Origin of the sequence: Nonomuraea maheshkhaliensis, assembly GCF_039529435.1 — a bacterium.
Taxonomy (GTDB): domain Bacteria; phylum Actinomycetota; class Actinomycetes; order Streptosporangiales; family Streptosporangiaceae; genus Nonomuraea; species Nonomuraea maheshkhaliensis.
Genome location: NZ_BAAAMU010000204.1, coordinates 1 through 12,716 on the forward strand (window position 1 = coordinate 1; position 12,716 = coordinate 12,716).

Sequence of the window (12,716 nt, forward strand, 5' to 3'; positions counted from 1 at the left end):
CCGCCTAAAGGTGCGGCGAAACGTAGCGGTGACCTCACGGTCACACCTCCTGGTGGAAGTACCGATCCTCGAACGGCAGGCGTGAGACGGACGGCGACCGCTGGGGTGCGGCACCCGAGGCCCGGCGCTCGAAGCCGGTGCGGATGTGCGGTTCGGATAGACGCGAGGACTCGGCGCCGGATGGATGACGAGCACAGAGTGCCGCCGAGCGTAGGGCCGATACGGGCGGCAAATCAATACTTGACGAAGGAAATTATTGGGCTTACGTTTCGGCCATGTTTCTAAAAATCGGCGCGCCGGGTGCCGCCACCCCACCCCGCATGGGGGAGGTGTGACTGTGAGGACACCGTCAGGTACCCCTCGACTCGTCGTCCCGCAGGCGGCTCGGGTGGCGTTCTCGGGCCTGGGTGCGGTTCCGGCGCGAACCGGCCCATCCGCCCGGAAGCGGGCGGTCTGATGTCGGCCACCACTTCGCATCCGGTCCGCTCGCCGAGCGCGAACGAGGATCCGGCCCGCCCGGCCGCCCCGGCGCATCGGCGCGGCCGCTGGTCCGAGGCGCGCAAGTCCTGGCGCTTGCACTGGCAGCTGTACCTGCTGGTGAGCGTGCCGGTCGCCTATTTCATCATCTTCAAGTACATCCCGATGGCCTTCAACGTCATCGCGTTCAAGGACTACAGCCCCGTGCTGGGCCCGTGGGACAGCGACTGGGTCGGGCTGCAGAACTTCGAGCGGCTGTTCAGCAACCCGGTCTTCGTCGACCTGCTGAAGAACACCTTCCTCCTGTCCTTCTACGTGGTGCTGGCGAGCTTCCCGATCCCGATCCTGCTGGCGCTGGCGCTGAACGAGATCGGCAACGGCTGGTTCAAGCGCACCGTGCAGATGGTCACCTACGCGCCGTACTTCATCTCCACCGTGGTCGTGGTCTCGATGATCATCCTGGTGCTCTCGCCCCGGATCGGCATCGTGAACCAGGTGCTCGCGCTGTTCGGCGTCGCCCCGATCGACTTCCTCGGCGAGCCGGACGCCTTCCGGCACATCTACGTGTGGAGCGACGTCTGGCAGACCGCCGGTTACGCGGCCGTCATCTACCTGGCCGCGCTGGCCGGCATCGACCCGGCGCTGCACGAGGCGGCCAAGATCGACGGGGCCGGTCGGCTGCAGCGGATCCGGCACGTCGATCTGCCGGGGATCATGCCGACAGCGGTGATCATGCTGATCCTCGGCGTGGGCAACATGATGGCGATCGGGTTCGAGAAGGCGTACCTGCTGCAGAACAACCTGAACCTCGCGCAGTCGGAGATCATCCCGACCTACGTCTACAAGACCGGCCTGATCAACGCGGACTTCAGCATGGCCGCCGCGGTGGGCCTGTTCAACTCGGTGGTCAATCTCTGCCTGCTGCTGGTGGTCAACTTCGCGGCCAGGCGCATCACCGGAAGAGGACTGTGGCGATGACGACCATGCTCACCTCCAGGCTGCGGCGCACCGGCCCGGCCGCGTCGAAGGTCCGCGAACCGCTCGGCGACCGGCTGGTGCTCATCGTCGTCAGGCTCATGCTGCTGGTCGTGCTGGCGATCGTGCTGCTGCCGCTCGTCTACATCGTGGCCAGCTCGCTCAGCAGCCCGGCGGCGGTCAACGCGGGCCGGGTGCGGTTCTGGCCGGTGGAATTCTCGCTGGAGGCGTACCGGACCATCCTGAACAACGCGGAGATCCTGCAGGGATATTACAACTCGCTCATTTACGCCGCCGCCGGCACGGTGATCAGCGTCACGCTGACGGTGGCCATCGCGTATCCGCTGTCGCGCAAATCCTTCTACGGGCGCAATGTGCTGATGACGCTGCTCATCTTCACGATGTTGTTCTCCGGCGGTCTCATTCCGACGTACATGGTGGTCCAGGACGTCGGGCTGCTCGACACGCGCTGGGCCCTGCTCATTCCCAACGCGATCGGCGTCTGGCAGGTGATCATCGCCCGCACGTTCTTCGCGAACTCGATCCCCGACGAGCTGTACGAGGCGGCGATGCTGGACGGGGCGAGCGGGATGAGGACGCTGCGGTCGGTGGTGCTGCCGCTGTCGAAGCCGCTGCTGGCCGTGCTCGCGCTGATGTACACCGTCTATCAGTGGAACACCTATTTCGACGCCCTGGTCTATCTCAAAGACCCTGATCTGTTCCCGCTGCAGATCGTCTTGCGCAACATCCTCATTCTCAACACGCCCAGGACGGGCGCCGTGGATCTGGCCCAGCAAATGCATCAGATCCAGCTCGCCAACGTCCTCAGATACGCGCTCATCGTCGTCTCCAGCCTGCCCGTGCTGATGATGTACCCGTTCATCGCGCGGCACTTCACCAAGGGCGCGATGGTGGGGGCGGTCAAGGGGTGAAGGAAATCAAGAAAAGGAACAGTGCCATGAAGCCGCATTCACCAGGAAACAGGATCGCCGCAGTCGTGGCCGCCGCGGCGTTGCTCGCGGCGGGCTGCTCCTCCGGCGGGAACCAGAGCAGCACGGACAGCGCCCCGAAGGCGAAGATGGAGGGCGACAAGGTCGTCGTCTCGGTCATGGCGGCGGCCAACCCCGACATGAAGCTCGACACCAACCAGACCACGGCCCTGCTCAGTGACAAGTTCAAGATCAAGTTCCAGTGGCAGTCCACCACGATGGACGGCGCGGCGGCCAAGGAGAAGCGCCAGATCGCGATCTCGAGCGGCGACTACCCTGACCTGTTCCTGCTGATCCCCTACGTGGACGCGTTCACCAAGCCCGAGCTGCAGAAGCTCGGCAAGCAGGGTGTCGCGATGCCGCTGGAGGACCTGATCAAGCAGCACGCGCCGAACATCCAGAAGGCGCTCGACTCCAACAGCGTGCTCAAGGCGATGTCGACCGCGCCGGACGGGCACATCTACGCGCTGCCGCAGTGGTCCGACTGCTACCACTGCACCTACCCCAACAAGTTGTGGATCAACTCCGCGTGGCTGAAGAAGCTCAAGCTGGAGATGCCGAAGACGACCGAGGAACTGCGCGAGGTGCTGCGGGCGTTCAAGACGAAGGACCCGAACGGCAACGGCAAGGCCGACGAGGTCCCGATGACCACCGACAAGCAGAACAGCACGCTGATCGGCTACCTGATGGGCGCGTTCGCCTACGCCCCGTACGGCGCCGGCAACGGCGTCCCGTCGCTGCTCCAGCTCGAAGGCGGCAAGGTGACCACGTCCGTCGACAAGCCCCAGTGGCGCGAGGGCCTGAAGTACATCAAGTCGCTCTACGAGGAAGGCCTGATCGACCAGGCCTCCTTCACCCAGAACGCCGAGGCGCTGCAGGCCGTCGGCAACGACCCGGACGCGGTCCGCATCGGCTCCTCGCCCGTGCTGTGGCCCGGCATCTTCGTCCAACTCGGCTCCAAGGACGGCCGCGACGAGCAGTACGACGCCGCGCCGCCGCTGACCGGCCCCGACGGCACGAGCCTCACCGCGTACAACAACCCGACCTCGATCGGCTACACCTTCATGCTGACCAACAAGTCGAGCATGGAGGCGCGCGTCGCGGCGATCAAGATGCTCGACTACATGTACACCGACGAGGGCGCGATCATCGCCAACTCCGGCCCCGAAGGGGTCGGCTGGGTCAAGCCCGGCCCCGACGACGTGGCCCTCGACACGAAGGCGAAGCCCGTCTGGAAGAACCTGACCGGCACCCCGAAGAACATCGCCTGGGAATCCATGGGCCAGTACCACCTCCCGCTCCCGCTGCGTAACGCCCAGGCGGTGCCGGAGGACATCTACTCCGAGGCGGGTCTCGAACGGCGGCTGTTCCAGGCGACGCAGGTGTACGAGCCGCACGTGGACAAGGCCAAGGTCTTCCCCGAGGCGCAGGTCTGGACCGACCCGGGCGTGGTCTCCGAGCTGGCCACTCTGAAGACCAACCTCGACAGCTACGTCAGCCAGGGCCAGTTGGCGTTCGTCACCGGGGCGAAGAACATCGACACCGAGTGGGACGCCTGGGTCAAGGGCCTGGACGGGCTCGGCATGAAGCGCTACCTGGAGCTCTACCAGCAGGCGTACGACAAGAACAAGCCCAGCAGCTGACGTGAGGGGAGTCCCGGCCCGGCCGGGACTCCCCTCATGCGTCGATCATGATGCCGGAGCTGTCGTGGAAGACGCACAGCGGCCGCTCGGGCCCGTCCGGGCGGCGTACGACGTTGCCGGTGAAGCGGAATCCGCGCACGCCCTTGACGTCGGCCACGGTCACGTCGGAGCCGAGGTCGAACGTGTTGTCCTCGACCGAGATGCCGTGGTGCACCTCGGCGGGGACCTCGTTGGTCGGCTCCACGAGGATGACGGGACCGGCGGGCCGGGTGAAGGTGTTCCCCCTGATGGTCACGTCGGTGACCGCGCCGGACTCGTACCACGAGGAGGCGTCGGCGGAGATGAGGACGCTCGCCATCGACATGCCGTCGAACCGGTTGCCGCTGATCAGCACCGGCTTCGGCGTGGTCACCAGCACGCCGCGGGTCGGCACGTTGCGGAAGACGTTGCCGGAGACGACGACCTCCGGTGTGTAGGTGAGGTTCTCCGTCACCGTGCCGCCGGCCGCCACGCCGTCGGGCACCGGGCGGTCGAACGTCACCGTCATCGTGGTCAGCGGCCGGGCGTGGTCCGTGCCGCTCGGCCCGTCCACCGCGATGACGGTCGCGGGCGGGCCGGGGAGCGGGGCCATCGTGCGCCTGTCGATGAAGCGCACCTGGTCACCGGGGTAGAACTGGGGGAATCCGGCCGTCTCGGGGTGCTTGTAGGCGAGGGTGAGCATGCCCGGCTCCGGCTGGCCGGTCACCTCCAGGTAGGTCCCGTGCACGTTGATCGGATCGTCGTGCGGCCCGTCGAAGGCGCAGCCGGTGATGGTGACCTTGCCCTTGACCCCGGACAGGTTGACGTGGTCGGCGAACGACGACGACGTCCGGCCGGACGCGGGGTCCGGTGCGAAGGTGACCTGGTCGATCGTGATGTCCTCGCTGAACTGCCCCACGACGCCGAACTCCTGGAGGTAGTGCACGTTCATCGAGCGCATCACGACATTTCGCGACTCCCAGATGAACGCTCCCGGGTGCAGGCGTTCGATGAGCCGCATCTGGTAGACCAGGCCCGCGTCGGCGGGTGGCGTCGCGCTCGCGTAGTCGATGCGGATCCGGCCCGCGCCCAGGTCGGTGATCGCGGCGACGCCGGTGAACAGCGGGTTGTCCCCCCGCCAGGTCCGCTGCGCCGCGGGGTCGTGGATCTGCGTGTACGCCAGGCCGTCCACGCCCGACCAGTAGGGCTGCCCGCTCGCCGGGCTCGTCTCGCCGAGCCAGGTGATGTGGGCGCCGTCCACGCGGTAGCGGGTGCCGGGCGGGAGGGACAGGACGCGCCAGGCCCGCCCGCCGGTGACGCCGGCCGCGGCGACCGTCGCGTCGATCACCTTCGGGGCGGCGTAGTCGATGGAGAGATTCGTGAACGTCACGTTCGCCGAACGGATGGCCGCGAACGCCGTCTGCAGTCCGTGATAGATCAGTCTGGCGCCGCGGCCGTCGATCGTGACGTCGCTCATGTCCTCGACGAGCAGCCCGATCCGCTTGTCCCGGTAACGCTGATCGGCGCCGACGGTGTTGGACACGTACAGCTCACGGAGCCCGGCATACTCGGGGTAGAGCTGGTACGTGCCGCCGGCGAACACGATCGCGACGGGACCGCGGAGGGTCCTGGCGTGCCGCAGCGCCGCGGCGACCGCCGGGGCCGAGTCGGCCCGGCCGGTCGGGTCGGCGCCGAACGCGGTCACCTCCACCACCAGCGGCGACGCGCCGTGATCAGGTCGTGAAGTGGTGCTCCTCAAGAACGAGTCCTTCCCCCGGATGGCAGGCGATGTCGATGACGGCGTCGCGATAGCGGACGCGGGTGCGCGCCGCCTCGTCACACTGGATCCGGGCCTCGTGCAACCGCCCGTCGCGCCAGGACACGGCGACCGTGAAGCCGCCCCGGGCGCGCAGCCCGCTGACCGAGCCGTCGCGCCAGGCGGACGGCAGCGCCGGCAGCAGCTCGACCTCCTCGCCGTCGGACTGCAGCAGCATCTCGGCGATCGCGGCGGTGCCGCCCGCGTTGCCGTCGAAGGAGTAGATGTTCTGCTCGGCGCCGGCGATGCCGCCGACGGAGTAGCTGAGCAGGTTCGCCTCGCTGGCGTCCGTGATCAGCTTGGTGAGGTGGGTCAGCGCCTGGTCGCCGTCGAGCAGACGGGCGTGGAAGGCGGCGAAGTTGGCCTCCACCCACTCGGTCTGCTCCCAGCCCGGCGCCCGCTGACGGCGTTCCAGGACGACCTCGGCGGCACGGGCGAGCTCGGGCGTGCGACGCGGCGTGATCTGCCGCTCGGGGAACAGCGCGCACAGGTGTGAGGTGTGCCGGTGGGCGGGAACCGCCTCCTCGGCGTCCTCCAGCCACTCCCGCAGCTGACCGTGCCGGCCGATCTGGAACGGCGACAACCTCTCCCTGGCGGCGGCGACGCGCTCGCGCAGGTCGGGGTCGAGGTCCAGGATGGCGGCGGCCTGGCCGCAGATCCGCAGGATCGCCTCGGCGAAGACGCGGTCGGCGGTGTTGCCCATCGCGATCGAGCACTGGGTGCCGTCCGGTGCCAGGTACCAGTTCTCCGGCGAGTCGGAGGGGCCGGCCACGAGCCAGCCGTGGACCGGATGGGGCACCAGGTAGGAGAGCAGGAACTTCGCGGCGTCACGGAACACCGGGTAGACCTCGCGGAGGTACTCCTCGTCCGGCTGGTACTCGTAGTGCTCCCACAGGTGCAGGGCGAGCCAGGCGCCGCCGGTGACGTTCAGGCCCCAGCCCATGCCGGCGCCGGGCGCGGTGTAGCCCCAGGCGTTGGTGACCGTGTGCGCGACCCAGCCGTCCGCGCCGTACATCGCCTTGGCGGTGTCGCGGCCGTGCTCGGCGAGCCGCTGGAGGAAGCGGACCAGCGGGAGCTGGCATTCGGCCAGGTTGGCCGGTTCGGCGGCCCAGTAGTTCTGCTGGGTGTTGATGTCGAGGTGGAAGTCGTCGCTCCAGCCCGAGGTGCTGGCCAGCCCGTCGTTCCACACGCCCTGCAAGGCGAGCGGCAGGGGCGAGTCCTCCCGGGAGCCGGCGATGGTGAGATAGCGGCCGTACTGGAAGTACAGGGCGATCAGGTCGTCGTCGCGCTCGCCGCGGGCCAGGCGCTCCCTGCGGACGTCGGTGGGCAGGTCGACCGGCGCGCCGAGGTCGATCGACACCCGGCCCATCAGCCGGCGGTGGTCGTCGATGTGCGCGCCGCGCACCGCGTCGTAGCCGGCCTCGACGGCGGCGGCGATCAGCCGCTCCGCCTGGCCGGCCGGGTCGGCGCCGGCCCAGTCCGTGCCGGCCGCGACCCACACGACGGCCGCGTCCGCGCCGGTGACGGTGACCGTCTCGGCGTCGCGGCGCAGCGTTCCGCCCTCGGCCTCGATCCGGACCCGGATCTCGACGGTGGCGCCCTGGGTGCCGTCGCTGTGCAGCGACTCGACCGCTCGGCCCCTGAAGGCGACGCCGGGCGCGGTCAACGTGCCCTCGCCGGGGAACACGCCGTCGTCCAGGGCGGCCGTGAAGCCGACCGCGCCGGGACGATCGGCCGTCAGGCGCAGCGCGATGACCCCGTGGGGATGGGAGGCGAGGGCCTCCCGTACGTGATGGACGCCGTCCTGTTCGTACTCGACCAGGACGAGACCGTCGTCGAGGTCCAGCCGGCGACGGTAGCCGCGGAACGCGCCGCCGCCGAGATCCAGCCGCAGCCGGGGGAGCGGCAGGTTGGTGCCGAACGTCGCCGGCCGGCCGAGCAGGTGCTCCTCGGCCAGCCGCTGGGCCTCGGCCGGCCGGCCTTCGAACAGCAGCCGCCGCACGTCCGGCAACGCGCCGAGCGCGGTGGGGCTCACGCCGGTGGCCGAGGGCGCCCCCGACCACGCGGTCGACTCCGACAGCCGGACGCTCTCGGCGTCCACACCCCCGTAGACCATGCCGCCGAGCCGGCCGTTGCCGATCGGCAACGCGTCGAACCAGCGCTCGGCCGGGCGGTCGTAGTACAGAACGGTGGAAGACATCGCACTCCTCATGCCAGCTGGTCGCGCAGCCAGGGCAGCTGGACCGGCGCCTGGAACGTCCCGCCGCCCTCGTGCCGGTTGTACGGCCAGACCTGCATCCGCTTCGGCCCCGCGTAGTGGTTGTAGGCGGCGTAGACCGTGGACGGCGGGCACACGTCGTCCATGAGGCCCACGGAGTACAACGCCGGCGCGGTGGCCCTGGCGGCGAAGTTCACGCCGTCGAAGTAGCCCAGGGTGTGGAAGACCTGCTCGACCCGGTCCCGGTTGGCCGCGCAGAAGTTCGACAGCTCCTGGTACGGGTACGAGTCGGTGATCTCGGTGGCCCGCCGGAAATGGGTCAGGAACGGCACGTCGATCAGCGCGGCCCGGACCTGGCGGTGCAGGCCGGCCACCGCCTGCGCGATGCCGCCGCCCTGGCTCGCGCCGGCCACCACGACGCGGCCCGGGTCCACGGCGGGCAGGGTGACCGCGAGGTCCACCGCGCGCACCGCGTCGGTGAACAGCCGGCGGTAGTAGTACTGCTCGGGGTCGAGCACGCCGCGGGTCATCAGGCCGTTGTGGTGGGGCGTGCCGTCGCCGGGCAGGTCGGGGGTGTCGCCGTCGCCCTGGCCGCGGGAGTCCACCACGAGCACGGCGTAGCCGGCGGCCGGCCAGAGCAGCCATTCGTGCGGACGCCCGCGCCCGCCGCCGTACCCGATGAACTGCACGACGCACGGCAGCGGCCGGTCGCCGATGGCGGGCTCCAGCAGCCAGGCGGCCACCCGCTGCCCGTCGTGGCCGCTGAAGCGCACGTCGCGGACGCGCACCCCGGGCAGCAGCGCGTCGTACGGCGTCAGCTGGGCCGCCAGGTCGTGCTCACGGGCGGCGGTGAGCGTGCGGGACCAGAAGGCGTCGAAGTCGTCCGGCTGGTCGAGGGCCGGGCGGTAGTCGCGCAGCTGGTCGAGGGGAAGGTCGAACATGGCCATGGGTCAGTCCTCGATGCGGTCGAGCTGGACGAGGACGCTGGCGTGGTCGCCCTCGGGCAGGTGGAGGGGGAGGCCGGAGCGCACGAGGACGGCTCCGGAGTAGGTGGCGCCGGTGTCCGGATCCCGGTAGGTGGCGCGGGGGTCGAGCGCGGTCAGCCTCAGCGGGCCGGGCTGATGGCCGTACGGGCGCGACGGGCACCAGGCGAGCACCACGAACCGGTCCGCGTGGGCGTATCCCACCGCCGTCAGGGCGCCCTCCCCGGTGAGCCGGTACGCCGTGCCGTGCTGGACCGCCGGCCGGACGCGCTTGTAGGTGGCGATCAGCTCGGCGGCCTCCTTGAGCTCGTCCTCGGTCCACGTGGTGAGGTCGCCGCCGACACCCAGCGCCCCGGCCATGGCGACGTGGAACCGGAAGCGCAGCGGGGTCTGCCTGGCGGTGGCCACGTTCGGGCTGTCGGTCACCCACGCGCCCATGACCTGGGCCGGGAAGAGCTGGCTGAAGCCGTGCTGGATGGCGATCCGGTCGACGGGGTCGGTGTTGTCCGAGGTCCAGATCTGGTCGGTGCGGGCGAGGATGCCCAGGTCGGCGCGCCCGCCGCCGCCGGAGCACGCCTCGATGCGCAGACCGGGGTGATCGGCGTGCAGCCGATCCATGATCTCGTAGACCGACCGCGTGTGCTCGATCCACAACCGGTCGGGGTCGGCGTGGCCGGGCCAGCCGGCCTCGGTGAACGGCCGGTTGGCGTCCCATTTGAGAAAGTCGATGTCGTGCTCCGTCACCAGCCGGTCGAGCCAGGCGTGGGCCCAGGCGGCGGTGTCCGGCCGGGCGAGGTTGAGCACGAGCTGGTTCCGCAGCTCGGTGCGTCCGCGGTTGGGCATGTGCAGAACCCAGTCCGGATGCGCCCGGTAGAGGTCGCTGTCGGGGTTGACCATCTCCGGCTCGACCCACAGCCCGAACCGCATGCCGAGCCGGTGCACCTCGGCGGAGAGCGGCCGCAGGCCATGGGGGAAGCGGTCCGGGTTGGGCGTCCAGTCGCCGAGGCCGGCGTGCTCGCCGTCGCGCCGGCCGAACCAGCCGTCGTCCATCACGAACAGCTCGACGCCGATCCGCGCCGCCCGCGCGGCCAGCGCCATCTGGCCCGCCTCGTCGACGTCGAAACCCGTCGCCTCCCACGAGTTGTAGAGCACCGGCCGCAGCTCCCCGGGGTGCCGGAGCACGTGCCGGGCGACGTACGCGTGCCAGGCCCGGCTGGCCGCGCCGAACCCGCCGGTGGTGAACAGGCCGGCGAAGACCGGCGTGCTGAGGGTCTCGCCGGGCGCGAGCGACCAGGTGAGCCCCTCGTGACCGTGGCCGCCGGTCCACGTCGTGCGGCCGGCCGGGTCGCGGTGCAGGGTGATCCGCCAGCTTCCGCTCCAGGCCAGCGCGGTGCTCCACACCTCGCCGTGCTCCTCGCCGGCCGTGCCGTCGTCGAAGGCCAGCCAGGGGTTGGCGTGGTGGCTGGTCATGCCGCGCCGGCTGGTGAAGACCGTCTCTGCGGTGGCGACCTCGGACCGGCGCAGCCGGAACTCGCTGTTCCAGCCGCCGACCAGGTGGCTCACCCGGTAGCCGCCCCGGCAGGGCAGGGTCCACGCCGCGCTGTCGCAGCGCTGCACCGTGATCGGCAGTCGCTCGTCGCGGTTCTCGACGGTGGTCCACCGTTCGATCACGTCGCTGTCCTCGTGCACCCGGTAGTGCAGGGTGACCCGCAGCGGGTAGTGCCGGTCGTCCAGGTGGATGCTCAGACAACCGTCATCGGCGTCGTGGCCGGCGTAACGCCACTCGACGCCGCGCGTGCCGTCGGCGAAGCGCACCTGGAGGCCGGGCGGCCCGAAGCGGGCGCCGCCCTCCACGGCCAGCTCCTCCGCCCCGCCCACGGCGTCGAAGCTGCTGCCCGCCGCCGGGGTGCGCTCGGCCAGCTCCAGAGCCTGCGCCATGGTCAGGTCCGCACCCCAGTGCACGTGCCGCACGACGTCGTCCTCGTCGATCCGGACGGCGTACGACGTGGACGGGGTCCGCAGCAGCCACAGGCGCCGGCGGGGCTCGTACAGCAAAGGGGGCATCTGGTTCCTCGGTGATGATCATGGGAGCATGGGCGGGGAGTGCAGCGAGCGTAGGTCCGCGCTCGCGGCCAAATCAATACTTGACGAAGGAAATTATTGAGCCTAGATTTCGGTCATGTTTCCTGAGGCTGACGCCGTCGCGCCCGCAGTCACGGCGGTGTTCACCACCGTGCTGACCGAGGGCCCGCTGAGCCGTGTCGCCCTCGCCCGCCGGCTCGGCCTGTCCTCCGCGGCCGTCACCAAGGCGGCGCGTCCGCTCATCGAGACGGGCTATCTGGAGGAGCTGGCCGCGACCGAGCGGACCGGGCCGGGCGCCGGGCGTCCGGCCAGCCCGCTGGCGATCCGGGCCGACCGCGAGTTCTTCGTGGGCGTGAAGATCACCGGTGATGAGCTGATCGGCGTGGTCTGCGACCTTCGCGCCGAGGTCCGCACCTCGGCCCACCGGCGGCTGTCGGCGCCCGACGTCGACTACGTCCTCACCGAGCTGGGCGAGTTCGTCGACGAACTGCTCGACCGTCCCGGCTCGCTCGACATCCCCGGCGGCTACCGGGCCCGCACCCGCCGGCTCGGGCTGGCCGTCTCGGGCGACGTCGACCGCTCCACCGGCCTGGTGCGGTACTCGCCGTTCCTGCGCTGGCACGACCTGACCCTGCGCGAACGGGCGGAGAAGCTCACCGGCCTCACCGTCACCGTGGAGAACGACGTCAAGGCGCTGACCACCGCCGAGCACTGGTTCGGCGAGGGCATCGGCGCCGAGTCGTTCGCCCTCGTGACCGTCGGCGCGGGCATAGGCTGCGGCCTGGTCGTCGGCGGCCGCCTCGTCTCCGGCTCACACGGCGTGGCCGGCGAGATCGGCCACATCGGCATCGACGTGAACGGCCCGGCCTGCCACTGCGGGAGCCGCGGCTGCGTCGAGGCCATCGCCGACGCCGACGCCATCGTCCGGCAGGCCCGGGCGGCCACCGGCCGGCCCGAGCTCACCTTCGAGGACGCGGTGGCGCTGGCCCGCGACGGCGACGCCCCGGTCGGCGCCGTCTTCGCCCGGGCCGGCGACGCGATCGGCTCCGGCATCGCCGCGGTCGCGAACCTGGTCGGCCCGGCCCGGATCGTGGTCTCCGGCGAGGGCCTGGCGGCCTACGACCTGTTCGAGCCGCACATCCGGGCCGGCTTCCAGCGCCAGGCGTTCGGCACCGCCGCCGACTGCCCGCTGTCCATCCGCCCCCTGCCGTTCGAGGAGTGGGCGCGCGGGGCGGCCACCGTCAGCATCCAGGCGCTCGTGGCCTCCTGACCGAGACGGCGTCGGTCAAGACGCAGATCGGAGCGGGCCGGTCAGCGTCCAGGCTCTTGGCCGTGGTGCCGGCATCAGATCCGCCCAAGACGGCCTCCGCGCCGGGGACACCCGCGCCGTCCCAGAAAGCGGGCGAGGCGGTGATCGACCGGGCCTTCGCCGTGCTGCGCGCCTTCGACGCCGGGCACCACGTCCTGTCGCTGGCGGGTCTCGTGCAGCGGACCGGGCTGCCGCGCAGCACCGCG

At 70.5% G+C, this 12,716-nt stretch carries 9 protein-coding genes; 5 read left to right on the forward strand and 4 right to left on the reverse strand.

From position 1 onward, the window contains the following. Positions 1-456 precede the first annotated feature (456 nt). The 3 genes from ABFX54_RS54000 to ABFX54_RS54010 are packed head-to-tail and all read left to right on the forward strand — an operon-like array spanning position 457 to position 4,084. Positions 457-1,455: an ABC transporter permease gene (locus tag ABFX54_RS54000; protein WP_346115126.1), complete on the forward strand. Its 999-nt coding sequence runs from the start codon at positions 457-459 to the stop codon at positions 1,453-1,455. Further along, a complete protein-coding gene (locus tag ABFX54_RS54005; protein ID WP_346115127.1) occupies positions 1,452-2,384 on the forward strand; it encodes a carbohydrate ABC transporter permease in 933 nt (310 codons plus the stop codon). The genes ABFX54_RS54000 and ABFX54_RS54005 overlap by 4 nt, the downstream gene beginning before the upstream one ends. Positions 2,385-2,410: 26 nt before the next feature. Further along, positions 2,411-4,084: a type 2 periplasmic-binding domain-containing protein gene (locus tag ABFX54_RS54010; RefSeq protein ID WP_346115128.1), complete on the forward strand. Its 1,674-nt coding sequence runs from the start codon at positions 2,411-2,413 to the stop codon at positions 4,082-4,084. Positions 4,085-4,118: 34 nt separating this feature from the next. On the opposite strand, the gene ABFX54_RS54015 is transcribed toward ABFX54_RS54010, so the two are convergent. From ABFX54_RS54015 to ABFX54_RS54030, 4 genes are read right to left on the reverse strand one after another with little or no spacing between them, the layout of a single operon-like run. After that, positions 4,119-5,861 carry a right-handed parallel beta-helix repeat-containing protein gene (locus tag ABFX54_RS54015; RefSeq protein ID WP_346115129.1) on the reverse strand — a complete coding sequence of 581 codons (1,743 nt, stop codon included), beginning with the start codon at positions 5,859-5,861 and terminating at the stop codon, positions 4,119-4,121. Beyond that, the gene (locus tag ABFX54_RS54020; RefSeq protein ID WP_346115130.1) at positions 5,836-8,118 is read right to left on the reverse strand and encodes a glycosyl hydrolase family 95 catalytic domain-containing protein; all 2,283 of its coding nucleotides are present in this window, start codon (positions 8,116-8,118) and stop codon (positions 5,836-5,838) included. Before ABFX54_RS54020 ends, ABFX54_RS54015 begins: the two co-directional genes overlap by 26 nt. Before the next feature lie 8 nt (positions 8,119-8,126). Continuing rightward, the gene (locus tag ABFX54_RS54025) at positions 8,127-9,083 is read right to left on the reverse strand and encodes an acetylxylan esterase (RefSeq protein WP_346115131.1); all 957 of its coding nucleotides are present in this window, start codon (positions 9,081-9,083) and stop codon (positions 8,127-8,129) included. Positions 9,084-9,086: 3 nt separating this feature from the next. After that, positions 9,087-11,183, reverse strand: a complete 2,097-nt coding sequence (locus ABFX54_RS54030; protein ID WP_346115132.1) for an alpha-galactosidase — start codon at positions 11,181-11,183, stop codon at positions 9,087-9,089. Between the two features lie 115 nt (positions 11,184-11,298). On the opposite strand from ABFX54_RS54030, the gene ABFX54_RS54035 reads away from it, so the two are divergent. Both ABFX54_RS54035 and ABFX54_RS54040 read left to right on the forward strand, forming a co-directional pair. After that, positions 11,299-12,471 carry an ROK family transcriptional regulator gene (locus tag ABFX54_RS54035; protein WP_346115133.1) on the forward strand — a complete coding sequence of 391 codons (1,173 nt, stop codon included), beginning with the start codon at positions 11,299-11,301 and terminating at the stop codon, positions 12,469-12,471. Positions 12,472-12,533: 62 nt separating this feature from the next. Then, positions 12,534-12,716 (forward strand): helix-turn-helix domain-containing protein (locus tag ABFX54_RS54040; RefSeq protein WP_346115134.1); only part of this gene is annotated, 183 nt, incomplete at its 3' end.